Annotated in this window: 18 protein-coding genes; 6 read left to right on the top strand and 12 right to left on the bottom strand. The window is 59.3% G+C overall.

Annotation, left to right across the window (positions count from 1 at the left end; translation table 11 throughout):
- On the bottom strand, nucleotides 1-3,507 hold the full coding sequence (gene smc / locus GZH91_RS09170; protein WP_147073566.1) for a chromosome segregation protein SMC: 3,507 nt from the start codon (nucleotides 3,505-3,507) through the stop codon (nucleotides 1-3).
- A 73-nt stretch (nucleotides 3,508-3,580) separates the two neighbouring features.
- On the opposite strand from smc, the gene GZH91_RS09175 reads away from it, so the two are divergent.
- The 6 genes from GZH91_RS09175 to GZH91_RS09200 all read left to right on the top strand — a co-directional run bounded on the left by GZH91_RS09175 (nucleotide 3,581) and on the right by GZH91_RS09200 (nucleotide 9,861).
- Nucleotides 3,581-4,804 carry an FGGY-family carbohydrate kinase gene (locus tag GZH91_RS09175; RefSeq protein ID WP_147073632.1) on the top strand — a complete coding sequence of 408 codons (1,224 nt, stop codon included), beginning with the start codon at nucleotides 3,581-3,583 and terminating at the stop codon, nucleotides 4,802-4,804.
- A complete protein-coding gene (arfB, locus tag GZH91_RS09180) occupies nucleotides 4,801-5,226 on the top strand; it encodes an alternative ribosome rescue aminoacyl-tRNA hydrolase ArfB (protein ID WP_147073564.1) in 426 nt (141 codons plus the stop codon). The genes GZH91_RS09175 and arfB overlap by 4 nt, the downstream gene beginning before the upstream one ends.
- 87 nt (nucleotides 5,227-5,313) lie before the next feature.
- The gene (locus GZH91_RS09185; RefSeq protein WP_147073562.1) at nucleotides 5,314-7,770 is read left to right on the top strand and encodes a DUF255 domain-containing protein; all 2,457 of its coding nucleotides are present in this window, start codon (nucleotides 5,314-5,316) and stop codon (nucleotides 7,768-7,770) included.
- A gap of 113 nt (nucleotides 7,771-7,883) precedes the next feature.
- The gene (locus GZH91_RS09190) at nucleotides 7,884-8,765 is read left to right on the top strand and encodes a cytochrome c oxidase assembly protein (RefSeq protein WP_147073560.1); all 882 of its coding nucleotides are present in this window, start codon (nucleotides 7,884-7,886) and stop codon (nucleotides 8,763-8,765) included.
- Nucleotides 8,762-9,250, top strand: coding sequence for a copper chaperone PCu(A)C (locus GZH91_RS09195; RefSeq protein ID WP_147073558.1), 489 nt, complete (start codon nucleotides 8,762-8,764; stop codon nucleotides 9,248-9,250). Before GZH91_RS09190 ends, GZH91_RS09195 begins: the two co-directional genes overlap by 4 nt.
- The gene (locus tag GZH91_RS09200; protein ID WP_198415278.1) at nucleotides 9,247-9,861 is read left to right on the top strand and encodes an SCO family protein; all 615 of its coding nucleotides are present in this window, start codon (nucleotides 9,247-9,249) and stop codon (nucleotides 9,859-9,861) included. Before GZH91_RS09195 ends, GZH91_RS09200 begins: the two co-directional genes overlap by 4 nt.
- An 18-nt stretch (nucleotides 9,862-9,879) precedes the next feature.
- On the opposite strand, the gene GZH91_RS09205 is transcribed toward GZH91_RS09200, so the two are convergent.
- From GZH91_RS09205 to GZH91_RS09255, 11 genes are all read right to left on the bottom strand, one after another.
- Nucleotides 9,880-10,452, bottom strand: coding sequence for a cytochrome b/b6 domain-containing protein (locus GZH91_RS09205; RefSeq protein ID WP_147073556.1), 573 nt, complete (start codon nucleotides 10,450-10,452; stop codon nucleotides 9,880-9,882).
- A 221-nt stretch (nucleotides 10,453-10,673) separates the two neighbouring features.
- Nucleotides 10,674-12,053, bottom strand: coding sequence for a TolC family outer membrane protein (locus tag GZH91_RS09210; RefSeq protein WP_147073554.1), 1,380 nt, complete (start codon nucleotides 12,051-12,053; stop codon nucleotides 10,674-10,676).
- Nucleotides 12,050-13,420, bottom strand: a complete 1,371-nt coding sequence (locus GZH91_RS09215) for an HlyD family type I secretion periplasmic adaptor subunit (RefSeq protein WP_147073552.1) — start codon at nucleotides 13,418-13,420, stop codon at nucleotides 12,050-12,052. The genes GZH91_RS09210 and GZH91_RS09215 overlap by 4 nt, the downstream gene beginning before the upstream one ends.
- A gap of 21 nt (nucleotides 13,421-13,441) precedes the next feature.
- Nucleotides 13,442-13,957, bottom strand: a complete 516-nt coding sequence (locus GZH91_RS09220) for a toxin-activating lysine-acyltransferase (RefSeq protein ID WP_147073550.1) — start codon at nucleotides 13,955-13,957, stop codon at nucleotides 13,442-13,444.
- A gap of 52 nt (nucleotides 13,958-14,009) precedes the next feature.
- A complete protein-coding gene (locus tag GZH91_RS09225; RefSeq protein WP_147073548.1) occupies nucleotides 14,010-14,432 on the bottom strand; it encodes a hypothetical protein in 423 nt (140 codons plus the stop codon).
- The gene (locus tag GZH91_RS09230) at nucleotides 14,323-18,138 is read right to left on the bottom strand and encodes a cadherin-like domain-containing protein (RefSeq protein WP_147073546.1); all 3,816 of its coding nucleotides are present in this window, start codon (nucleotides 18,136-18,138) and stop codon (nucleotides 14,323-14,325) included. The genes GZH91_RS09225 and GZH91_RS09230 overlap by 110 nt, the downstream gene beginning before the upstream one ends.
- Before the next feature lie 21 nt (nucleotides 18,139-18,159).
- The gene (locus GZH91_RS09235; RefSeq protein WP_147073544.1) at nucleotides 18,160-19,188 is read right to left on the bottom strand and encodes a hypothetical protein; all 1,029 of its coding nucleotides are present in this window, start codon (nucleotides 19,186-19,188) and stop codon (nucleotides 18,160-18,162) included.
- Nucleotides 19,185-19,727, bottom strand: coding sequence for a hypothetical protein (locus GZH91_RS09240; RefSeq protein WP_147073542.1), 543 nt, complete (start codon nucleotides 19,725-19,727; stop codon nucleotides 19,185-19,187). The genes GZH91_RS09235 and GZH91_RS09240 overlap by 4 nt, the downstream gene beginning before the upstream one ends.
- A 351-nt stretch (nucleotides 19,728-20,078) precedes the next feature.
- Nucleotides 20,079-20,570, bottom strand: a complete 492-nt coding sequence (locus GZH91_RS09245; protein WP_147073540.1) for a GNAT family N-acetyltransferase — start codon at nucleotides 20,568-20,570, stop codon at nucleotides 20,079-20,081.
- Nucleotides 20,567-22,657 carry a peptidase domain-containing ABC transporter gene (locus GZH91_RS09250; RefSeq protein WP_223264573.1) on the bottom strand — a complete coding sequence of 697 codons (2,091 nt, stop codon included), beginning with the start codon at nucleotides 22,655-22,657 and terminating at the stop codon, nucleotides 20,567-20,569. Before GZH91_RS09250 ends, GZH91_RS09245 begins: the two co-directional genes overlap by 4 nt.
- A 592-nt stretch (nucleotides 22,658-23,249) precedes the next feature.
- Entirely contained in the window at nucleotides 23,250-24,059 is an 810-nt protein-coding gene (locus tag GZH91_RS09255) for a polyphosphate kinase 2 family protein (RefSeq protein WP_147073534.1), read from the bottom strand.
- Nucleotides 24,060-24,151 lie beyond the last annotated feature (92 nt).

Consider the following 24,151-nt stretch of genomic DNA (forward strand, 5'->3'; position numbering starts at 1 on the left):
TCAGACAGCAGCCAGACTGGCCGCCAGTTCCAGATCCACCGTCACTGTCCGTGAAACGCCGGATTCCTGCATGGTGACGCCGATCAACTGGTGCGCGGCTTCCATGGTGATGCGGTTATGCGTGATGAACAGGAACTGCACCTGTTCGGACATCTGCTTGACCAGGCGGGCATAGCGCTCGGTGTTGCTGTCGTCCAGCGGCGCGTCCACTTCATCCAGCAGGCAGAACGGCGCCGGGGTGAGCTTGAACAGAGCGAATATCAGCGACAGCGCGGTCAGGGCTTTTTCCCCGCCCGACAAAAGATGAATCGAGCTGTTTTTCTTGCCGGGCGGCTGGGCGAATACCTGCACGCCGGCGTCGAGCAACTCTTCTCCCGTCAAAATCAGTTGCGCCTGGCCGCCGCCAAACAGCGTGGTAAACAACTCGGACATGGACTGGTTGACGGTATCGAACGTGGTTTTGAGCAGCTCGCGGGTCTCGCCATCGATTTTCTGGATGGCCGATTCCAGGGTGGCAATGGCCTGATTCAGGTCACCGCCTTGCGCTTCCAGATACGTTTCACGCTGCTGCGCACGCTGCAGCTCTTCCAGTGCCGCCAGGTTGACTGCTCCCAGGGCTTCGATCTGGCTGCCAAGCCGCGCAATTTCCGCACCCAGCCCACCGACTTTGGCGCCCTTTTCCAGACTGGCAAGCAGGGCGGTTTCGTCGGCCTGCAAAACGCCCAGCTGCTCTTCACACTGCACTTCAAGTAGCCGTGATTCCTGTTCGCTTAAACGCAGTTCTTCCATACGGTTACGCAACGGTGTTAAACCTTGCTCGAGACGCATGCGCGCTTCTTCCAGGGTGCGCAACTGGGCGCTGGCTGCTTCCAGTTCGTTGCGGCGTGAAGCAAGTGCGTGTTCTTGCGTCTGGCGCACGGCAATGGCGTGTTGCAGGGCCGCCTGCTGGTCAGATTCGTCGATCCGGGCTTGCTCGGCGCTGAGCTGGGCAAGCTGTTCGCTCAGCCGATCCTTGTTTTCAGAATTGACTTTAATTGCATTATTCAGATCATTGATTTTATTATCGCATGATTGCAGCGTGAAGCGGATTTCCTGCAATTTCCGCTCGCTCAGACGCTGGGCTTCGCGCTTCTGGTTGAGCAGGTTTTCCGCATCGCTGCGCGCGCGCCGGGCATCATCCAGATGCTCGCGCACAAAGTCCGCCTGGGTGCGATGTTCACGCAGCCGTTCGCTGGCGGCCTGCTGCTCAATGCGCTCCTGTTCCACCTGCGCTTCGACTTCTGCCAGCTCGGCGGTAATTTGTGCGCTGCGCTGGGTGACGCGCTCCACAGCCTGTTGCGCGCGCATGATGTCCATCTGCAATTGATGCTGGCGCTGCTGGATCTGGTTGAGCTGGTTGCGCAACACGCTCAGGTTTTGTTGAGCATGGCGCAGCGCATCTTCGCCATGGGCCAGTTGCTGTGCCAGCGTTTCCTTTTGCACCGCCCATTGTTCGGCCTCCGCAGTGAGCCGTTCGATTTCTTTCTGTCGTGTCAGCACGCCCTGCACGGCAGACTGTTCGGCATGGAAGCTAAGCGTATGGCGCGTGAATACATGGCCTTCCGGGCATACCAGATGAGCATTGGCGGGCAATTGCCCGCGCAACGCCAGCGCTGCCGTCGCGTTATCGGCCACGTAAACTTCGCCAATCCAGTCCGCCAGCGCCCCGCCCTGCCCTGTTTTCCAGCGTATTTTGTCCAGCAGACGCGGCAGCGTGGTGTTGGCTGGTGCAATCCGTGCGGCGTTGGGATCATAAAAACTCACCCGGCTGGGGGGAATGTGGCTGATGACACCCGCCATTTGCGCGTCGGGTTCTGCCAGGGCGTTGACGCGTTCGCGCAGGACAGCTTCCAGCGCGGTTTCCCAGCCGGCTTCCACCTCGATTTGCTGCCACAGGCGCGGCAGCGATGCGAGCTCGTGCTGCTTGAGCCAGCCATCCAGTTGCTTATCGGCGTCCAGATGCGCCTGGATCTTGTTGAGTCCGGCAAGCTGGCCTTCAGCCTGGTGCAGGCGACGCGTGACCTGTTCCAGCTGCGCGCGCAGTTGCTGGCGCTGCGCTTCCAGCGCGGGCAAGTGGAGCTGGGCGGTGTCAGTCTGCTCGCGCAAGGTTTCCAGCGTCTCGGTGAGGGTTTCGAGTTCGGCTTCAACCACGCCCAGTGCCGCCCGGTCGGGCTGCGGCAGGCCGCGCTGCTCGTGGGTCAGCCGGGTCTGGCGCGATTCCAGTTGCTGCAGGGTTTTCGCGCTATGCTGGTAATGGGTTTCGTCGATCTGGCGCGATTGCTCGCATAGCGATAATTCACGCTGCAAATCGGCGACACGCCTTTGGGTATCGGCAAGCAGGCTTTCCACCCCGGGCAGCGTGTCGCTGGTTTCGGCAAACACGATTTCGGCGTCTGCCAGCGCGGCGCCTGTTTCCTGCAAGCGCTGCTGCCATTGCGCCAGGCTGGCAGTCATGTCGTTGTGCTGTTTTTCCAGGCTGTCGCGCTGTTCGGTGAGGTTATGGATTTGCGCGGCCAGGCGCGCACGCGTGTCGGCGAGATGGCGCAGGCTTTGTTCCAGCCGCGAGACTTCGGCAGTCGCGGTGTAAAAACCACTCTGCGCAGTGTTCAGTGCATCGGTGGCGGCGTAATGCGCGGCGCGGGTTTCCTCGATTTGCAGTTCGGTCTGGCGCAATTGCGCGGTTTGCGCTCCGATCTGCTGGCCGGTGTCCTCGATCTGGCGCGCAAAGCGTTCGCGTGCGGCCTGGGCGTCACGCTTTTTGACCAGCCACAGCATTTGCTGCGCATTTTTCAGCTCGCTTTGCAGCGTGTGGTATTGCTGTGCCACCAGCGCCTGCGCTTGCAGGCGGTCAATCTGTTCGGTGAGTTCGCGGCGGATGTCGTCCACGCGCAGCAGGTTTTCACGCGTGTCTTTCAGCCGGGATTCGGTTTCGCGGCGGCGTTCCTTGTATTTGGAGATACCCGCCGCTTCTTCCAGAAAGCCGCGCAACTCATCCGGCCTGGCCTCGATGATGCGCGAAATCATGCCTTGCTCGATAATGGCGTAGGAAGTCTTGGTACCCAGGCCGGTGCCGAGGAAAATATCGGTCAGGTCGCGGCGCCGCACGTGCTGGTTGTTGACGTAATAACTGGAATCGCCGTTGCGGTTGAGCACGCGCTTGACCGAGATCTCGGCGTACTGCGTCCACTGTCCGGCGGCGCGTCCCAGGCTGTTGTCGAACACCAGCTCGACGGATGCCCGCGACACCGGCTTGCGCGTGGCGGAGCCGTTAAAAATCACGTCCTGCATGGATGCGCCGCGCAGTTGCTTGGCCTGCGATTCGCCCAGCACCCAGCGCACCGCATCAATCACGTTGGATTTGCCGCAGCCGTTCGGCCCCACCACACCGACCATCTGTCCGACTATGGGGATGTGGGTGGGGTCAACAAAGGATTTGAACCCGGCAAGTTTGATGGCGGTTAGACGCAATTTTTACCAAGTGGCACAAGACACAGGAAATAGTTCTTATAATTTCTGATTTTACCTGAATCGGGCACGATTGATGTTCTACCTCGGACTGGATTTTGGCACATCAGGTGCGCGTGCCTGTGTCATCGACGCGGCCGGGCAGGTGGTATTCGAGGCGCGCGCCGGATATGTTATGCCGCAACAACAGGATACAGCAGACTGGCGCGCGGCCCTGTTCGACCTGTTGGCGCAAATGCCGCCTGCGCTGCGCGCAGCACTGGCTGCGATAGCCGTGGACGGCACCTCCGGCACCGTGCTGCTTGCCGATGACGGGCTGGAACCGGTTGCGCCGGCTTTGCTCTATAACGACATGCGTGCCGGTGCAGGCGCTGACGCAGTGCCATTGCCAGGCAGTCTCGCCAAAGGTGTGTGGCTGATGCGGCAGGCAGGTAGTGCGCATGCACGCTATTTTCTTCACCAGGCCGACTGGCTGGCAGCCTTGTTGACCGGCGTGGGCGGCCTGACCGATTACCATAACGCGCTCAAAACCGGCTTTGACCCGCACGCCCTGAGCTGGCCAGCCTGGATCCAGGCGCTACCCATTGCGCAACTGTTGCCACGGGTGGTTGCACCCGGCACGCAGCTAGGTCGCATTAATCGCCATACCGCACGCCATTTCAACCTCAACCCTGCCTGCCGCGTGCGCGCAGGCACTACCGACAGCATTGCCGCCTTTGTTGCCACTGGCGTTGAGCAGCCCGGCTACGCCGTGACATCGCTGGGTACCACCCTGGTGTTGAAGCTGCTCTCGACAACACCGGTCGAATCCGCAGAATATGGAGTGTACAGCCACCGCTTCGGCAATTTATGGCTGGCGGGCGGCGCATCCAATAGCGGCGGCGGGGTGTTGCGGCAATTTTTCACCGATGCCGCCCTGGCCGGACTGAGCATGAAAATCCATCCCGACCAGCCGAGCGGACTCGACTACTATCCCTTGCCCTGCCCCGGCGAGCGCTTTCCCATCCACGCTCCGGCGCTGTTGCCCCGCCTGGCGCCGCGCCCGACAGACGACGTGCGATTCCTGCACGGGCTGCTGGAAGGCATGGCGCGCATCGAAGCCCAGGGCTATGCCAGACTGGCCGAACTGGGTGCAACGCCATTGCGGCGCGTGATCAGCGCCGGGGGCGGCAGCAAAAATGAAGCCTGGCGCCGCATCCGCGAAAATCAGCTGGGGGTGCCCGTCGCAACGGCGCAACAGGGTGAGGCCGCATTCGGCGCGGCCAGACTGGCCCAAGCAGGCGTAAAATTATTCCCATGATCCGCATTACCCGCACACTCTCGATCGCAGACAGCGAAATCCAGGAACAATTTATCCGCGCCTCCGGCCCCGGCGGGCAGAACGTCAACAAAGTGTCCTCGGCAGTGCAGTTGCGCTTTGACGTCGTTCGTTCCCCTTCCCTGCCCGAGGAAGTGCGCGCCCGGCTGATCGTGCTGGCCGGCCGGCGCATCAGCCAGGATGGCATACTCACCATCGAAGCTCAGCGTTTCCGCACCCAGGGCCGCAACCGCGACGACGCACGGGTGCGCCTGGTTGAACTCATCCGCCACGCCACCGAAGTGCCTGAGCTGCGCCGGGCAACCAGGCCGACGCGGGCTTCGCAAAGACGCCGGCTGGAGAGCAAACAGCGGCGCGGCGATACCAAGAAACAGCGCAGGACAGTGGCGGAAACGGATGGCTGACCCACCCGTTGCCATTTTATTTAATGACCCGGATTGGCGCTGCTAAGCTGACGCCAATGAATCGATACAGGAAAAAGGCGCAATAACATGAAGCTTACCCGGCACGATGCGGTTCAGTTGCACAGCCAGAATATGCCGGCGCGGCAACGGCGCAGCGTGATGCTGGCCATGCCCGCAGTGGTGGGTATGCTGGCTCTGGCAGGCGGCGTCTGGATGATGCACACACCCGATGCGTTGGCTGCATCGCCGTTACTGCCCACAACCCCCGCTGTAAGGTCTGACGGCAAGACCTATACCAACCGCCTGATTCACAGCCATGATCCCTATCTGCTGCTGCACGCCCACAATCCGGTGGACTGGTATCCGTGGGGGGCGGAGGCGCTGGAAACGGCCAGGCGCGAGAACAAGCCGATCTTCGTCTCCATCGGCTATTCCACCTGCTACTGGTGCCATGTCGCCGAGCGTGAGATATATTCCAACCCGGCGATCGCCAAACTGATGAATCAATGGTTCATCAACATCAAGGTCGACCGCGAGCAGCGCCCGGACATCGACCGCATCTACATGCTGGCCACGCAGATCATGACCAGCGGCGGCGGCTGGCCCAATAACGTATTTCTCACGCCCGATCTCAAGCCCTTCTACGCCGGCAGCTATTTCCCGCCGCAGGATCAGGGCGATCGGCCCGGATTCCCGACGGTATTGGAACGCATGCATCAGGCCTGGACCGGCGACAACGCCAAGGTTGTGGCACTCGCGGATCAAGTGTATCTGGCTCTGCAGCAGGCGGAGCGCGGGTTCAGTGCGGCCAGCCCGGTAGCGCTGGCGCCGCAGCAATGGCTGGACCAAGCGATTGCCGAAGCCGCAAGCGGTTTTGACGTATTTGACGGCGGCTTTGGTGACCGTGCCAGCAAATTTCCGCAAGCGCCGCTGCTGGCGATGCTGTTGAGCCCCTACGCGCGCAGCCACGATGCCAAGGCGCAAGGCATGGCCACGCAGACACTGGAGGCCATGGCTGAAGGCGGCGTCATGGACCAGCTTGGCGGCGGCTTCCATCGCTACAGCATCGAGCCGAGCTGGTCCATTCCGCATTTCGAGAAGATGCTCTACGACAACGCGCAGCTCCTCGATCTCTACGCCCACGCCTATGCGATCACCAAAAAACCGCTGTTCCGGCAGCTTGCACTGCGTACCGCACACTACCTGACAGCCGAAATGCAGGCGCCGGGTGGCGGATTCTATAGCGCGCAGGATGCCGAAGTGGACGGGAGCGAAGGCGCCAGCTACGTATGGACACGCCAGCAGATCGAAGCGGTGCTGGGGGCGGCTGATGCGCGGCGCTTCCTGGCGCTGTACCAGTTGGTTCCGATGCCGCCTGGTCTGGCCGGGCACCGGCAGCCGGATGGCGGTGTGCTGCGACTCGATCGCGATCGCGCCAACAAACTGGCAAACCGGAACCTGCTGGCGCCTGCCATTGCGGCGTTACGGCCCTTGCGCGACAGGCTGCTGGCCGCGCGCCAGAAACGCCCGCAGCCGGCACGCGACGAAAAGATCGTTACCGCCACCAACGCGCTGGCGATCACCGGTTTCGCCCAGGCGGGCCACTGGCTGCACGAGCCGGCGCTGACCAGGACTGCGCTGCGCACTGCCAATTGGGTATGGCGGCACGCCTTCGATCCGGCATCCGGTGAACTCAAGCATCAGTTCTTCGCAGGCCGCCCCGGCGACGCCGGCTTTCTTGACGACTATGCACTGCTGGGCCAGGCCTTCCTGACGCTGCACCGGCAAACCGGCGACGCCGTGTGGCTGGCGCGTGCACGCCGGATTGCCGATGTCATGCTGCAGCGCTTTTCTCGCAGCGACGGCCGTTTCGCCGAGACCTGGGATCAGGCCGGCCTCCTGGTCACGCCACCCGCGGAGGGCGACCAGGTGCAGCCATCAGGCCAGTCTTCCGCCATCGTGCTGGTGCTGGAGCTGTCCATTGCCACCGGCGAGAGTCGCTATGCCGCCGCCGCGCGCCGGGGACTGACGCCGCTGTCGGCGCAGATTGCTGCCGCACCTTCCCGTTGGGGCGCCCTGCTGGCAGCGCTGAGCCGGCCGCAACTGCTGGCAGCGCTGGAGCAAGCGCCCCCAGCAGAAGACGCCAGGCCCACGTCGCCGGGTTTGCCGAATTCCGCCGATCACGTGCGCGCCCAGGCGCATCTTGTCTCTGCCAGGACTGGCGCCGATCTGATCGTCACCATCGAGATCGAGCCTGGCTATCACATCAACGCCAACCCGGCCTCCGACCTCAAGCTGATTCCCACGCAATTTTTGCTCTCCGGCCATGCCGAGCTGCAAGTGGACTACCCGGCGGCGCGGATTTTCAAGGCGCCGTTTGCGCCGCAAGGCATCGCAGTGTACGAGGGGCGTATCACGCTACGCGGGCATCTGCCGAACAAGCCAATGCCACTCCCATCCGCTGCGAGCCTGCGTATACAGGCCTGCAATGACCAGGTTTGCCTGGCCCCGGCGACTGTGGCGGTGCCGGTCAAGGGAAATTAATGCGCATGCAGGCATTTGTTGTATTGTTGCCGACGATCTGCTGCCAGTTTCGCCATGCTTGGGTATCTGTATAATTCCTGCGTATGTCAACAATATTGACAAATCATTGATTGATGCAGCCCATCCTCTCCTACCTCAGGCCATGGGAATTCTCACCAACCGTACTCGTCTGTTGCGCACTGGCCGCCGCAGCCTATACCCGCGGTCTGGTACTGACTAAACGTACTGGCGAAGCCACCGGATTCTGGCGGCCGTTGTCATTCTTTGTGGGGCTTGGGCTGATCTACATTGCGCTGCAGACGTACTTCGATTTCCTGTCGCAGCACATGTTCTGGGTGCACCGGCTGCAGCACCTGATCCTGCATCATGTCGGCCCGTTTCTGCTGGTCCTTGCCTCCCCCATCGGCATCATGTCCCGCGGTGTACCCAGGCGCCTGCGGGAGCGGGTACTGCGACCATTCTGGCGCAATCGGTGGGTGCAAAGCCTCTACAGCTTCCTGCAGAACCCGGTTATCGCACCGCTGCTTTTCGTGGGTCTGATCTATTTCTGGCTATCTCCGGCGATCCATTTCACCGTGATGCTCGACGAAGACCGCTACCGCTTAATGAACTGGAGTATGGTGGTAGACGGAATTTTGTTCTGGTGGCTGATGCTGGCCCCGCGCAGTACCCACGGCGAAGCCAATATCAGCTATCTGAAGCGCATCCTGATTTTGTTTATCGTGATGATTGGCCAGGTGCTTCTGGGTGCGTATATATTTCTGCACAAATCGGTGCTCTACGATGTCTACGGCATCTGCGGACGCGCCTGGGCAATCAGCCCCATGACCGACCAGCAGCTCGGCGGATTGATCACCTGGATCCCGCCGTCCATGATGTGCGTCATTGCCTTGCTAGTGATATTGCGCCGACTTCTGCACGAAGATGAGGCAACGACACCGGCACATCCCGCCCTGGCAGGCGCAACGACACAGAAAGCAGGCCAGTATCCATGACAGAATCAAAACTCACGCTAACCACGAAGCTCGCGGGAAACCGGCGCATGCCTTCCCTTGGTCTGCTCACGGCGGCAATCATCGCCTTGTCCGCCTGCTCCCTGGCGCTCGCCGCGCCGCAGGCCATCGTAACCAATGCGCGCATTCGCCTGTTGCCGGTCGATCTTCCTCTGGCGGGCTATTTCGACCTGATGAATCGCGGCGACCAAGCTCTGATTTTGCTGGGCGCGTCCAGCCCCGCGTTCAATATGACCCATATGCACCGCAGCATGGAACACGGTGGAACCTCAACCATGGTGTCGGTCGAACGCCTTGAAATCAAGCCGGGTGCCGCGCTGCATTTTTCTCCCGGGGGTTATCACCTCATGCTGATGCATGCCATCAAACCGCTGAAAGTGGGCGAGAAAGTGCCGGTGGTACTGAAATTCACCGGCGGCCAGTCGCTGCAAGTGATGTTCGTGGTCAATAGCGCGGGGACTGAATGATACCGACGATTTCGACGGCCTGGCGACATTGGCGCTGGATGGCGATGGCTTCAGTCATCGCGCTGTTCGGCCTGACGGCCTGCCAGCAGCAGGAACCCTGGGCACTTGACAACATTACCGGCTTGATGCCCAAGCTCGAGTTTGGTCTGACCAACGATACCGGGCAAGCGGTTACCGCAGCCGCCTATCACGGCAAGCTGGTACTGCTCTACTTCGGGTATACACATTGCCCGGATGTCTGCCCGACAACGCTCGCCACACTGGCCCAGGCGGTGCGCGGCCTGGGCGCTGACGCCGACAAGGTGCGCGTGCTGTTCGTGACCGTCGACCCGGTCCGCGACACCACGCAAGTGCTCAGGCGCTATGCGACGGCGTTCGGCCCGGAGTTCATCGGATTACGCGGCAACGATGATGCGCTCGATGCCCTCACCCGGCGCTACCGCGTGGTCTACAGTCGTGACAAACCCGATGCCCAGGGCAACTATGCGGTCAATCACAGCAGCGCAGTCTTCATCTTCGACAACAGCGGCAAGGCACGGCTGTTGGGTTCCAGTTCCAGCAAAGCACCCGAAATTACCCAGGATCTACGTCGCTTGCTCGCATCTGACTAAGGAAAGTCCTCAAATAACTCAACGCCAACTGAACATTTTGGTAATGCTGCCATGACCTACGAACTGATGCCATGACGCTATGATGATGTGGCCATACAGATAAACCCACATGACCGTCGCCAGGGTCGAATGCACATCCATCATATTGTTCACATTGGCTGTCACGATATTATCGGGCCATAGCCCTATGTAAAGAATGCTGCCGGTGACCGCCATTGCCGTGGCAATCAACAGACCCAGACCGTGTATCGTTCCGGCCAGCGGCCCGGTATCTGGGAGGGCTTTCCATTTCAGTGTCAGAAACATGCGCAATTCCGTCATCAGTCCTTTTCGGCCAGCCGCATTCACCCATGGAAATAACTTGGCCTGCCCTTCGCGTTTGAAATTCGCCAGCCGGTAAATCCAGCTCACCAGCAAGACTGCCATTGCAGCCAGTCCCACCCATTCATGCCATTCGAACCAGAATGCACTCGCCTGGCTCATCGGCCGGTCGACCTTTGGAGGTTCCATCACCAAACTGACAATGAGCTGGAAGGTAATGGTCAGGGCAATCAGCGAATGCAGAATACGGGTTGTGCGGCTATAAGCCATGGGAGCTCCTTTTATAGATCGGCATTTTCAGTTCTCACCCAATCGTTTGAGTCGGGATTCAAGGTCGGATGCGTATTCTACTCAAACCCGCCACCCAAGATCATGCAAAGTTTGCCGCCTGTTCTACCTGGGTTCCGCCACCGGGTCCAATCCTGGTTAAGGTAAGTTTGAAATGAGCTGGGTTTGTGCTTTCGGGAGTATTGGATCGGGTGTGGCGGGTGTCAGTTTTTCAACTGTTCCTGCAAGGCACTCCCAAGCAATGCATTCACAGTCAACACATCATCTTCCGACAATGCACCGGCAGCAGCCTTGAGTTTCAGCCCCTGCAACAATGTATCGTAACGTGCCTTGGCGAGGTCGCGCTGGGCGGAGTAAAGTTGCTGCTCAGCATTCAGCACATCAATGTTCATGCGAATACCGACACCGAATCCGGCTTGATTGCCTTTGACGGCGCTTTGACTTGATTTGACAGCGGATTGCAGGGCTTCAATCTGGGCCAGCCCGTTTTCAATGCCGGCATAGGCTTGCCGGGCATCAGTGGCAGCCTGGCGCCTTGCTGCTTCCAGTTCGGCCTGGGATTTGCAGCGGCTGGCAATGGCTTCGCTGATGCGGGAACTGGTGGCCGCGCCGGAGAATAAGGGTAGGGTTAACTGTACGCCAAGCTGTTGCTGGCTGGCGCTGGTAGCGTAGTTGGTCGGGTTAAGGGTGGTACCGGACGAGTGGTTCTTGCCATGCGAGGCGGTCAGATCGAGTGTCGGCAGGTGTTCGGCCCGGTTGCGACTGACTTTGGCTTCTGCCGCCTGTACAGCAGATTGCTGTGCCAGTACGGCGGGATTGCGTTCGCGCGCCAGCGCAATCCAGGTCTGCGCGTCATTGGGTTGCGGTTTGGGTATGACTACGGCAGGCTGCAGGGTGTTCAGTACGCCGATGTCTTGTCCGATTATTTTTTCCAGTTCAGCCTGTTTGTTGGACAACCCGTTGCGCGCGCTCACCTGTTGGGCGATTGCCAGCGCGTGGCGTGCCCGGGCCTCATGCATATCGGTGACGGCGTGGGTGCCGGTTTCGAACCCACGTATGGCTTGCGCCAGTTGTGCCTGCATGGCTTGCACTTGCGCCTGTGCCACGGCAATGCTTTCCTGTGCCACTACAACATCGAAGTAGGCTTGCGTTACGCGCAGGATGAGCGCCTGTTCGGCCTGGGCGAATTGTGCAGTGGCCTGCTTAACAATAGCCTGCGATTCGCTATAGGCAAAAATATTTTGCAGGCGAATCAGTGGTTGGGTGAGTTGCACATTCCAGGTCCAGGCGCGTACATCGCGGTCGACCGGTGGTGTACCGCCGTAGGCGGCGGATGATTGCGTGTAATTGCGGCTGCCGCTGGCCGATACGGCAGGCAGCAGGCTGGCGCGCGCCTGCGGGACTTTCTCCTGCGCGGCCTGCAGGACATAGCGCGCGGCTTCGAAAGATGGGTCGTTGTGCCAGGCCAGGCGGTAGATGTCGAGCAGGTCGGCGCTGTGCGCGGGGTGCCAGGCAAGGCTGAACAAAACCAGCAGAGCCTCACCTCTGCGTGAGAGGGAGGAAGATATGTGTTTCGGACTCATCGTTCGCGCCCGCTGTCGTGCAGGGTTTTTTGTATGGGCGAGAGCAGGTACTCCATGACGGTGCGGCGGCCCTGATTGATTTCAGCGATGACCTGCATGCCAGGCATCAGCTTGAGTTGCTCTCCCTGGGTAGTCAACGCTTGCGATTTCAGGGCGACCCGTGCCTTGTAGGCCAGGCCGGGGGTGGCCGCATCCGGGGATGGCTCTTTGCCTGCTGCTTGCGGCATTTGAGCATCGCTGGCATCGGGGCCGATATGGATCACCTTGCCTTCGAGCATGCCGTATTTCTGGAAAGGATAGGCGACCAGTTTGACTTTGACGGTCTGCTGCGGGAAGACGAAACCGACATCGTCATTCCTGACCATGATTTCAGCTATCAGCGGTTCGTTTTCGGGTACCAGCGACAGAAGCACGGTTCCGGGTGAAACAACCGTGCCTATGGTATGGGTAGCGATGTCTTTCACAATACCGGCTTGCGGAGCCCTGAGTTCCAGCAAACCGGTTTTGTGTTCGACCTTGATCCAGTCCTGTTGCAGTTTGCGGTATTCGCCTTCGGCATCGATGCGCTCGTTTTGCAGATTGCTGCGGTAATTGGAGGTGATCTGCGCCAGGTGTTTGCGCGCTTCGGCTTCGGCTGCAGCAAGACTGGCCAAAGTGGATTGCTGGGCACGCAGGTCTTGGGATTTTTCCAGAAGCTCGCGCTGTTTGTCGCGCACCATCAGTTGCGGCACGTAGCCGTCCTTACCCATGTCGGCATAAGCATTTGCCTGTTGTTGCAAAATGGGGGTGACCTGGTTCAGCTTGGTCAGCACTTCTTTGCCAGAGGCGTATTCCTGCCGGGTTTTGTCAAGGGCCGCCTGTGCCTGGGCCAAAGCATCGGTGTAGGCTTGCCGGTGGTCGCGGTATTGCGCAGCGACCCGGCGGAACAAATCGTCCGGGTCGCTCTTTGTGCGCTCCAGGGGCATGCCGGTGAGTTCGGCATCGATACGCCGCAATTGCAGGGATTTGAGCGCCAGGGCGGCTGTAATGGTTTGTCGGTCGGCCTCGGCCAGCTGGGCGTCCATGCGCAACAGCACCTGCCCGGCCTTGACGGTATCGCCCTCCCTCACCAGAATGTGTTGCACAATGCCGGCATCGGCTGGTTGTACGATCTTGACGTAAGTCTGCGGCACCAGGCGGCCTTCAGCACTGGCAATGATGTCCAGTTTGCCGAAGATCGCCCAGATCAGCAGTATAAGGAACAAGGCCGTCACGGCGTACATCACGCCGCGCGGCAGTATACCGGGTGGGCATTCCTGTATCGACAGCAGTCCGGGGGCAAACTCGATGGCCTCAGGCGAAATGGCCTTCTCGCGCGATTTATTCATTGGTGCCGCCCACAAGTCCGCTTAATGGGTGATCTTGGCCGGATCGGTTACCGGCGGCCATTCCTGTAGCCGAACCTGTCCGGGCTTGCCGGCTTGCGGCATCAGCGCGTGGACCGCCACGCCGAGGAACAGCGTCTCGCGCATCTCCTTCAGGGTTTCATCCATCTGCCCGAACGGCGCCACGACATCGATCAGCCAAAGATGCGGGCCCGAGTTCCACTCGTGCGGCGCGATTTTCGGCTGGCCGGAGCGCAGCCGCGCATCCACCGCATCGCTGACCTTGGCCCAGGTGACGAAGGCGAAAGGAATGCCGTTCTTGGTATACAGGCGGCACTGATCGAGCACGATGGGCGGCATCAGCGCCCAGTCCGTATCGCCCAGGAACATGAACTTGCGCACCGGATCGCGCGCGTACAGCCAGATCACCGGCCCCAGCACCGGCAGCTTGGCCAGCGCCTGTTTCGCTTCCTCCAGGTTCACGCCGGCCAAGGCTTGCGCGCTGTCCGCGCCCGGATTGTTTTTCTTGCTTGAACTCATGTATTGCTTCCTTACGTTAAGCCACTTTCACGGCGCCGCCTTCCAGCGACGACTAGGGATGAATCGCCTGGGCCTGCACAGCGAAGTTCGGATGCTTCAGCACGCTTTGCGCAGCGAGCAGCGCCATACCCTTGAGCTCTCCCTCCTGACCATAGTGGAAGGTCAGATCGCCGCCCAGCGCCATGCTGTCGCTGGAAGCGAGGTGCGCATCCAGCAAGCCGTTCATCAAACTCCAGCGGCTGAGCTTGGTATTCGCCGCGCGCGCTTGGTCGAATTTGGTCACCAAAGCCCGGAAGTCGAAGGTTTCCACTGCGGCGTCGAACGGCTGGTCATCGTCATCATGCTGTCCATGCTGTTCGTGGTCGTCATCGTCGTCCAGTTCCGATACCACCTGCAGGGTTTTGAAATTCCGGTTCGCGGCATCGGCGTACCAGCCCTTGAAGGTGATGCCGCTGTCCGGATCGTTCTCCAGCACGAGATCGGTTCCCGATTTCCTGAACTTCAGGTCGTCGTACTCCACGTCCCCCAGCGAGAGGGTATTGCGCGCCCCCGCCGCCTCCCGGCGGCGTGGGCGGCAGATACGGGCCGAAGTGCGCTACCGAAATATTCTGGATCGTGCTGGCGCCGCCGGGGTCGGTGATCCTGACCTGGAAGATATCCGATGTCGGATACACCGCCGAACCTGGCAGGTTGAATTGTGTGTACAGCATGCCATCCTTGATGCCGGCGTACTGGCCATCCACTACCATACGGTCACTGGGAACACCCGGTTCTTTCCAACTGGTGTACTGGAACGTGCCGTCGGCATTCAGGCTCACCGCGCCGTACTGGGGCTGATTGACAATCTCGTAGCTGAGCGAAGAAGCCGGATCGTCAACATCCGCCCCCGCAACCCGGCCCGCGCCGGTGTCTTCGTTCGCCACAGGCGTGGTGTGATAGTCCAGACCGGGTTGCCCAGGCAGCGGGTTGTAGATATAGGTGGAGATCGCTGCGCCCGATTCCCAATCGTAGGATTGCTGAATTGCATAGGGCTGATAAATCGGCTGTCCGCCGCTCTGGTAGCTGCCCCATTCGTCATACTGAACCGGCGTGTACCCATACACCGGCTGGGTGGAATGGTCGACACGATCGAGCGTCGGCGCGTCGTTCACATTCTGCAACACAATATCCACGCCACCTGTGCCAGTCTGTCCATTGGAGGCCAGCACCGTGTAATCAAACCCGGCATCTCTACCCGCATAATTGGCCTCGGGATTGAAATGCACAAACCCGTTGGCATCGATGAAGCCCGTGCCGTGGCGCAAGTTGGTCAGACCGGTAATCGACAGATCACGCCCGGTGAAGCCGCCCAGCGTATCGTTGGCCAGCAGGTCGGCGGCGCTGATAATGGTCTCCACATCTTCGAAGCCGGTCACCCCGTCGCGGTTGGCTTCCACCGCCGTCAGGTCATCGATGCGGGTGACCAGCAGCGAGATCCGGTCGCTGCCGCTCGATTGCACCAGGATGCCCTCGGGCACCACGTTGATGCGGGTGCCGTCACGGTCCGCTTCCAGATCGGGGCTGGCCAGTTGCCTGACCTGGCCGTTCCGGGTGAAGGTGCCCATGCTGTAGTTGAGTTCGGTAATGCCCAGCGCCGCCAGGGTCAGCTTTTCTCCGGCCTCGTCCACGCCGTCGCCGTCGTCCTGCCATACCTTCAGCTCGTTCCACACCGGGTCGGCGGCAGTGAGCTTGCCATCGTAGTTGCTGTCCACCCACGCCATGCCCGCCAATCCTCTGCGGGAAATGTCCACCACGCCGTTGCTGAACATTTCTTTTCCGCTATTGGTCTGGCCGTTGTAATCGCGGTCCAGGGTCAGGAAGGTGTCGCCACCCGCGGCCCAGCCGGTCTGCTTCATGAAGCCCGAGTCGTCCACGTCGAAGGCCACGTTGGAGGCGGCTTTGTTGACCGTTTCTATGCCGTCGCCGTCCAGATCCAGCATGACCGGGCGGAAGGTCTGGGTGCTGCCGGTGAGCGGCGCGGCGAGCTGGCCGTCGCGCCCGGCGCGCTCCTCTTCGGTGAGCCCCGCTTTCGGGTCGCCTGCATCGGTCTGCGCACGGGCGGTGAGCCCTTCCCACAACGGGGCGATGGCCTGGCGGCCAAGCGCTGAATAGACCATGCCTTCGATAATGGACTGGAAGGATTCGGGGCTGCCGGGATCGGCGTTATACGGATTACCCGAGGTATCGAACCGGAGGGCAGGATGTTTCTCGGCGCCAGTTAAGGGGTCGATGTCGGTGTAGCGGTAGCCGCTCATGTCGTAGCCGACGCCAGGCATGCGGTTGGGGATGATGCCCAGCTGGCTGCCGGGGTTTTGGCTGCGTTCGCGCTCGATCAGGGCGTTCAGGGTGGCGAGCACACTGCCCATGACGTTGGCAACGGCCTCGTTGCCGCCGGTCTCGCCGGCGGACTGGTAGCTGATGCCGGTGCCGTTCCAGGTGAACGACCCGGTACCCCAGGGGTCGGGGATTTCATCGTCACCGCCGAACAGGCTGTCGATGATGCTGAACACGGCGTAGGCCCAGCCCACTACCGGCACAAAGTACGAAACTACCCCCACGGCCGCGCCGGTCATGTCGCCTTGGGCAAGGCTGTTCGCAATGCTCAGGAAAGGCAGAACATTGCCCACGGTATTGGCGACCGCCTGGCTTTGCAGCGCCAGGGTTTCGGCGGCGAGATCTATGGTGCCCTCGCTAATGGCGGCAAAGGCCTGCGAGGCGGCAGAATCAGAGAAGGCTTGCGCGCCGAATGCAATCGCTTGGGCACCCGCTGTCACGGTACCCAGCATGTCGCCTCGCTCCAATGCCGCATCCAGGCTCATCAGACTCAGGATGCCCGAAGCGGTGTTGGCCACACCGGAGAGGTTGAGATTGGAGGCGCCGTTGAGCGTGGAAAGATCGTTCGCCAGCCGCAGGCCGGAAGCCACCAGCGGTAACGGCTCGCCGCTCTGGATAGCTTTGATCAAGGAGAGCGAGTCGATGAGGGTGGGGCCGTAGGTGGCGACGCTGTTGAGGAGGGTTGTCGCACCAGAAGCGATACTGTGGAACAGGGTCCCGATGCCGGAAATCGTCCCCTCGCTGAGATTGACGGTTTGGCCGCCCTCACCGAGCATCTTCATGAGCTTCTGGCTGTTCTCTTCCACCATCTGGAACTGGGCCACGAAATTGCCATTGGCGTCCCGAATCCAGCCGATGCTGTCATATTGCGGGTCGTAGTCGGTCCACACTTGACCGTATCTTGCGGTAAGTTGCGCGGTGATTGCTTGCCAGTTACGGTACTCAGTGAGCCAGGTATGTGCTTGTCCTACTTGTTCGTTGTATTGGATGTTCGTATCCCGTAGCGCACTCAGGCCAGCCGCAGTCTCGGCATCGGCGGGAGTGACGGACGTGCCATCTTGGCTTGGCATGCTCCAGGTGCCAGACGCCGCATCATAGGAGTAACCGTTGAGCGTGTCGGTTGGCTTGGGGGTGGCAATAGCATCTTCCAAGCGGTCGATATAGTGCTGGCCGAGCACGGTGTGACCGAAGACCAGTACGCCAATTGAGGGATTCACGGCCGTCGCCACAAAGCTGGCGAAAATTGTCAGCCCTTCGAGGCTGCTCGGATCGTAGTTAGCGATGTTGCCCAGTTGCACGCCGCGCGTACTCACGGCATCGAAGGCCATGTTGAAGTTGTTGATGTTGGTAAAGTCAGCAGCACTCGCGTTTGGATTTGCACCAGGCAAGGCGGGGTAGAGAACTTCAACCCCTGGAGCATTGTAGGTGAAAGCCGGCCTGTTCTCGATAGCTGCCACCAACTGGACAAGTGCTCCGCCTAGGCTATGTCCGGTGAGGGTGATGTTCGAGCCATATTCGTTCTTGATCTGCGTGTAGAACGCTGCGGCTTCAGGATATTGCCCAGGTACATCGTTTTGCAGCGCCAATTGCAGGTCGCTGCCAGTAAGGTCCTTGATGCCGTCGGTACCGCGATACGCGACGACGATTTCGCCGGTCGTATCGTTGCGGACAGCCATCGCAGCAAAACCAGTCTTCGTGGATGATGTCGCCGCCAGAAGCGTCCATCCCATAGGTACAGCGCCGTTGCCGTAGGCCGCATTGCTCAAATTTGCATACGTGAGAATTTCCAGTGGATTGTTCGTTGCCATGTTGTCCCCCTTTGAAAATGTTTAATAACCGGTATCCTGTAGACCTTCCTTGCCGGAGTAGTAGCGGGGGTCAGGCAAAATCCTTCCACGCTGCTCCGCCTCCTCACATCGGTACATAAGCTGTTGCCAACCGATAGTTTGCCCATTGACCCGCCAATCGGATGGACGATGCCTCTGTTGGATACACCAGTTCATTACCTTAACCAACGTCACTTTCGGTAACGCCGCCTTGTTGAACGCCTCCGGCACACGGAAGTAGCCATAGGATTTGGGGGTGGGGCCAGGGTCGAACGTGTCCTTGATGCCTGGCTCATATGTTCCATGTGCCGGTCCGTTCCTACGTTTTTCTTTGTTGTATGGGTTTTCTCCCTGAAGGGATAGCCAGTGGCTCCCTCCGTCTTTCAGAGGTGCGGTTACTTCACAGGCAAAAGACGCGAGCAAACCGATATACGATAGGCCTGGCGCCAAGTTAGGGTGGTACTCCCGCACCCCGAATTTCTCAAAACGACCATCCAACGGGTCTGCGAAGATGAGAGGTTGGGCTTCCATATTGAACGGAGCCGGTTTAGACGCACGTATCGCCTGCGTGTCCCTTTCCTCGACAGGGTCAAGCCGCTTAAAGCTCCCCGAGACGCGTGCCGGATAAACCGGGAAAATGTGTCTCGGCTTGCCGGATTCGGCTAGAGGTAAAACCGTCGAGCTATCGAAATACGCACCGATCTCACATGCGTATAGTTCCGGGTAACTCGGGTTGACCCCTGCCCAGAGGTTTATCTTGTAAATTCGTAGAGCCAATGCCTTCAATCCGTCTCGGAGTTCGGGATCAGCTTTGTCCACCGGAAACCCCTTGAACCGCTTGGCAAACGCTTCGCTGTACACCCAGAACTCCCAGAACGGTTTATCACCCAGAACTGGGTCAGGCTTTTCCACAGGAACCTGCTTGGGCCAGACGGTTACATATTCCGGCGCCGCCCATGCTTGTGCAGTGAGGCAAAACGCAAGGAAGACAAGCCAAGCATGCGACAGCCCCCGCTTTGTCGTCGAATTCATGCCGCCATCCTTTCGCAGAAGTACAGTACTTCATTCGCCGCCACAGTCCCGTTCTGGTTGGCCCCTATCCGGGTCAGATAGTCGACGCGCGTGCCTTCGGTGTCGGCTGTCAGGTCCGGTGAGCCGAGTTCCTTGACCACCCCATTCTGCACGAAACGGCCCATGCTGTAGTTGAGTTCAGTAATGCCCAGCGCCGCAAGGGTCAGCTTTTCCCCGGCCTCGTCCACGCCGTCGCCGTCGTCCTGCCATACCTTCAGCTCATTCCACACCGGGTCGGCGGCAGTGAGCTTGCCGTCGTAGTTGGCATCTACCCACGCCATGCCCGCCAATCCTCTGCGGGAAATGTCCACCACGCCGTTGCTGAACATTTCTTTTCCGCTGTTGGTCGCGCCGTTGTAGTCGCGGTCCAGGGTCAGGAAGGCATCGCCGCCTTTGATCCAGCCGGTGTTCTTGAGAAAGCCGGAATCGTCCACGTCGAATGCAGCACCCGAGGCATCCTTGCCCACGGTCTCGATGCCGTCATTGTCCAGATTGAGCATGACCGGGCGGAAGGTCTGGGTGACGCTGTAGGCGAACTCGCCGAGTTTGGCGTAGCCGCCTTCGATGGCAAGGTTTTTGTTGAAGTGGTGCCCGCCTGGATTTTGTAAGCGGTGCCGGTGTCATCGAAGCTGGAGGTGAACGCGGTCGCTCCGGCGCCGGTCAGCGCGCGGTCGCTTTCGGCCTTGCGGTCGCTCTGGCTTTGGCCCACTGATAGGTAACCATAGAAACCAGTGTCGGCGGCCTGGGTGGATGTGGTAAACCCTGTGATGATGGCCATAAGGACAAGTGCGGGTTGATTGTTTTTCATATGAATCCCCTTTTAGGTAAAAAAAAACAGGTAAAAAATTTGTTCACTGTGTTGATGCTGTGGTTGGGACTAACGGCAGCGAATAATTGCCGCCGGTTTTCCGAAACCCCAACCGTTGTAGAAACCGGTTCATTTTTTCCAGCTCCACGCCGCTGTTTACGCCTGCGTTGAGTTCTACCGCCCCCCGGTTCTCCGCCCATTTTCGGAAAGCGCCCAGCAGGCGGAGCCCCGCGCCGCCCATGCGTTTTTCCGGCAGCACGTCGTAATGGATGATGCTGGCGACGAGCTGGTCGGAGAAGAAATGCCGCTCCACACAACCGATAATGCCGCCGACGGGCTGGCCTTGACTGTCCTCTGCCACGAAAAAGCAGTGCGTGCCATTCTTGTTCTGCCCGATGCCAATGACGGCATGCAGTTGCTGGGTGACCCGCTCCGGGTTGTAGGTATAGGAGGCAAAGCGGGTCATGGCGTGGAAGCGCTGACCCAGATCGACAAAGGCCGCTACATCGTCGGGAGTGGCGAAACGGATTTTCATGCACGGGTTTCCTGAGTTTGATCGGCTTGATGGGTGTGGATGGGGGCGCTGGGCACCGTGACGGCATGTGCTCCAATCCTGACTGCTTCATCCACCTGCAAGCCCTTCGGCAGGGCATGGGTGATGAAGAGCATGCTGACCTTGCCGCGCAGCTGGTTGATGGTGGTGGCAAAGTGTTCTGCCGTGGCGCTATCGAGGCTGCTGGTGGCTTCGTCGAAAATAAGGATTCGTGGCTGTTTGAGCAGTGCCCGGGCAATGGCCAGGCGTTGTTTTTGGCCGCCGGACAGACCTGAGCCGCGTTCGCCGATTTCGGTCTGGTAACCCTGCGGCAGGACTTCGATCACATCGTGAATCTCCGCCATGCGGCAGGCGCGCACGACTTGTTCGAAGCTGGCATGGGGGTTGGCCATGAGCAGGTTGTCATACAGGCTGCCGGAGAAGAGCACGGTTTCCTGTGGTACCACACCGAAGTAGTGGCGCAGTTCGTTGGCTGCCAGGTGACGGATATCGTGTCCGTCTATTTTGATGCTACCCCCGGCGGGCTGGTAGAAGCCCTGCAGCAATTTGGTGAGGGTGCTTTTACCAGAACCTGACGGCCCCATAACGGCGACGATTTGACCGGGTTTTACCACAAGACTGAAGTCTTGATAGAGAAACGGCAAGTTATCGTTATAGCGAAAACTCAAATGATCAATATCCATCCGTCCTTTGCCTTCGCGCAGGCGGGTGGGGAGGACGGAATACGGCTCGGCAGGGGCATTCATGATGTCGCCCAGGCGCTGCACCGATAAATTGGCTTGCTGAAACTGCTGCCACAGGCCAACCAGACGCAACATGGGCTGCGACAGCCGGCTGGCAAACATCTGAAAAGCCACCAGCATGCCGATGGTGAAGTCGGTGCCGGTCATGACCATGTAGGCACCGGCCACCAGAATAAGCAGCGAGAGCGTTTGTTCCAGCCCGCTGGCGATAACATTGTAGGTGTTGGACAGTTGCCGTACGACAAAGCCGGAGCGCAGATAATCAGCCAGATAGTCACTGTAACGCGCCCTGAGTTGGGGTTCCATCTGCAGGCTTTTAACGGTTTCCAGCCCGGCCACGTATTCAGTAGTAAAAGCCTGGTTGCGGGCCCCGAGCAGAAACTGTTCGTTCAACTTGATACGGAATACCGGGGCAACCAGTAGACTGAGGCCGACGATAAGGCCAATGATGGCCAGGGCAATGAAGGTAAGCGCCACGCTGTAATACAGCATGATGCCGGCAAAGATGAGCAGGAAGGGTAAATCCAGCACCAGCGTCACCGCCGCGCTGGCGACAAATTCGCGAATGTTCTCTACCCCGTGCAGGCGGGCGGCAATCACCCCGGTAGGGCGGTGCTCGAAATAACGCGGCGGCAGTTTGAACAGGTGGTCGAACACGGCGGCACCCAACACGGCATCGACCCGGTTGCCGGTATGCAACACCAGATACTGGCGCACCCAGGTGAGCAGTGAGGTGAACAGCATGAATACGGCCAGGCCAATGGCAATGACGATAAGTGTGCTTTGGGTGTGATGTACGACTACCTTGTCGATCACCACCTGAGTAAACAATGGCGTCCCCAGTGCCAGCAGTTGAATCACCAGTGAGGCAATGATCACATCGCGCCAGACGCGCTTGTGCCTCATCAGTTCTGGAATAAACCAGCGAAAGCCAAATTCTGGCCGCCCGGCGGCAGCTTGGTCGGGGTCGGTAATCACCGCGGCAGCCAGCGCAAGCTGAAAAACTGTTCCGGTGAAGCGTGCAGCAAACTCCTGCAATGTTAAATGCGTGGGGGTGTTGCTGCCTGCATCGAACAGGGCGACACTGTCTTCACCCGTCTGGATAACAATAGCCGGGCAGTGGGTGGACTCTTCCTCACGTAACACCACCAGGCAAGGCAGATTCAGCTTGCCAATATCTGCTGCCCCACATTCCTGGCGCTTGATCTTGAAACCCAGCGCCCGGGCGGCGTGTATCAGTGAATCGGCGCTGTAAGGGGGCGGAAATTGCCGGGCAAGCAGTTCGGCATCAAACGGTTTGCGGTTGAGGGCACAGAAGCTGCCCATGGCCCAGACGACATCTTCAATACAGAAAGAATACCCGGGCGCGTGGCGGCGGATATCGACACGACCAGGTCTGACCAGGCGGAGAAGTCTGCGCGGCATTGGTGGCTTGAGTAGGAAACCGATATGTGTTTTCTAGTGATCAAAAGCTCAAAATTTGGGTGATTGCTTACACGCATTGCAAATATTTGTCAATTTATTTATTTTCGGTTGATTAAGCTCATTGGTTGTTTTGGTGCGAATTACCCATGTTTATGATATGGTTATTCTGCAAACAACATGCCAGTTCTTCGATTGATCCTTTATGTCGTCCCGTGCACTGTGAGCTATGGCACAGCCGGAGAGGGATTCATTTCCAGGGTTTTCACCATTGAAGTGATAGTCTGAACACCACAATTTCCAGGGGTAATTACCTGATTTTGTGCCATTAATTTTGGCACTTTTGGCATATTGCCAACACTTCCTTCATTCAGGGCGGCGCAGGTTCCGGTTATATGACAGCGGTGGCTCCCTTGAATGCCGCAGGCAATCCGACGGTGGCGGATGCGGTTCTTGGCCGGCTGGCCAGCGCAGCACGCCGGATTGAATAGAAGGTTCATTCCACTACAATTTTCTCCAGCCCTTCCACTGCTTTCGGGTAATCCATTTTCAGACCTTCCAGCGTATCGCAAATCACACTGGAAACAATCAGATTGCGCTGCAATTTTGAATTGGCAGGCACGATAAACCACGGTGCCTGCCTGGTGCTGGTGGCGGATATGGCATCGGTATAGGCGTCCATGTAGTCATCCCACCGGGCTCGGCTGGCGAGGTCGCCGGGATTGAATTTCCACTGTTTTCTGGGGGTGTCACGGCGTTCAAGGAGACGTTTCTTTTGCTCGTCCTTGGAGATATGCAGATAGAACTTCAGAACCGTGGTGCCATTCTCCACCAGAAACTGTTCGAACTCATTGATCTGCCGATAGCGCGACTTGCAGGTACCGGTGTCGATCCAGCCGTTGACGCGGGTGATCAGCACGTCTTCATAATGGCTGCGATTGAAAATGACGATTTCGCCCTTGGCGGGCGTTTTGGCATGTACGCGCCACAAAAAGTCATGCGCCAGTTCCTCCGCAGTGGGTGCCTTGAAAGCGGCGACTTTGACGCCTTGCGGATTCACGCCATCGAACACCATACGGATGGTGGAATCCTTGCCTGCCGTGTCCATTGCCTGCAACACGATGAGCAGCTTGTGTCTGCCTTCGGCGTAGAGCAATTCCTGCAGGGATTCGAGTCTGGCACGCAGCGTGTCCAGTTTCGCCCTGGCGCTGTCTTTGTCGCCGTTGATGAGCGATTTGTCGCCGGCCTCGAACTGGCTCAGCCTGAACTGGCTGCCGGGTTTGATTTTGTAAGGTTTGATGTCCATTTATTGAGTGCCTCTGAAAGTTTACGGCGCGCCTGAATACAGGAATAGTAGCCGTAATGCGCGCATGATTCGCTATTTCTGGCGGCAATCGA

This window comes from Sulfuriferula plumbiphila, from assembly GCF_009938015.1.
In the GTDB taxonomy this organism is placed as follows: domain Bacteria; phylum Pseudomonadota; class Gammaproteobacteria; order Burkholderiales; family Sulfuriferulaceae; genus Sulfuriferula; species Sulfuriferula plumbiphila.

Bases quoted from the DNA above. Each gene is read 5' to 3' on its own strand.
- GZH91_RS09245 (WP_147073540.1), bottom strand. From the start codon at position 20,570: ATGAAAATCCGTTTCGCCACTCCCGACGATGTAGCGGCCTTTGTCGAT.
- GZH91_RS09220 (WP_147073550.1), bottom strand. From the start codon at position 13,957: ATGAGTTCAAGCAAGAAAAACAATCCGGGCGCGGACAGCGCGCAAGCC.
- GZH91_RS09195 (WP_147073558.1), top strand. From the start codon at position 8,762: ATGACAGAATCAAAACTCACGCTAACCACGAAGCTCGCGGGAAACCGG.
- GZH91_RS09185 (WP_147073562.1), top strand. From the start codon at position 5,314: ATGAAGCTTACCCGGCACGATGCGGTTCAGTTGCACAGCCAGAATATG.
- GZH91_RS09230 (WP_147073546.1), bottom strand. From the start codon at position 18,138: ATGGCAACGAACAATCCACTGGAAATTCTCACGTATGCAAATTTGAGC.
- GZH91_RS09255 (WP_147073534.1), bottom strand. From the start codon at position 24,059: ATGGACATCAAACCTTACAAAATCAAACCCGGCAGCCAGTTCAGGCTG.
- arfB (WP_147073564.1), top strand. From the start codon at position 4,801: ATGATCCGCATTACCCGCACACTCTCGATCGCAGACAGCGAAATCCAG.
- GZH91_RS09190 (WP_147073560.1), top strand. From the start codon at position 7,884: ATGCAGCCCATCCTCTCCTACCTCAGGCCATGGGAATTCTCACCAACC.
- GZH91_RS09250 (WP_223264573.1), bottom strand. From the start codon at position 22,657: ATGGGCAGCTTCTGTGCCCTCAACCGCAAACCGTTTGATGCCGAACTG.
- GZH91_RS09175 (WP_147073632.1), top strand. From the start codon at position 3,581: ATGTTCTACCTCGGACTGGATTTTGGCACATCAGGTGCGCGTGCCTGT.
- GZH91_RS09205 (WP_147073556.1), bottom strand. From the start codon at position 10,452: ATGGCTTATAGCCGCACAACCCGTATTCTGCATTCGCTGATTGCCCTG.
- GZH91_RS09215 (WP_147073552.1), bottom strand. From the start codon at position 13,420: ATGAATAAATCGCGCGAGAAGGCCATTTCGCCTGAGGCCATCGAGTTT.
- GZH91_RS09240 (WP_147073542.1), bottom strand. From the start codon at position 19,727: ATGCTCAATCTGGACAATGACGGCATCGAGACCGTGGGCAAGGATGCC.
- GZH91_RS09235 (WP_147073544.1), bottom strand. From the start codon at position 19,188: ATGAATTCGACGACAAAGCGGGGGCTGTCGCATGCTTGGCTTGTCTTC.
- GZH91_RS09210 (WP_147073554.1), bottom strand. From the start codon at position 12,053: ATGAGTCCGAAACACATATCTTCCTCCCTCTCACGCAGAGGTGAGGCT.
- GZH91_RS09200 (WP_198415278.1), top strand. From the start codon at position 9,247: ATGATACCGACGATTTCGACGGCCTGGCGACATTGGCGCTGGATGGCG.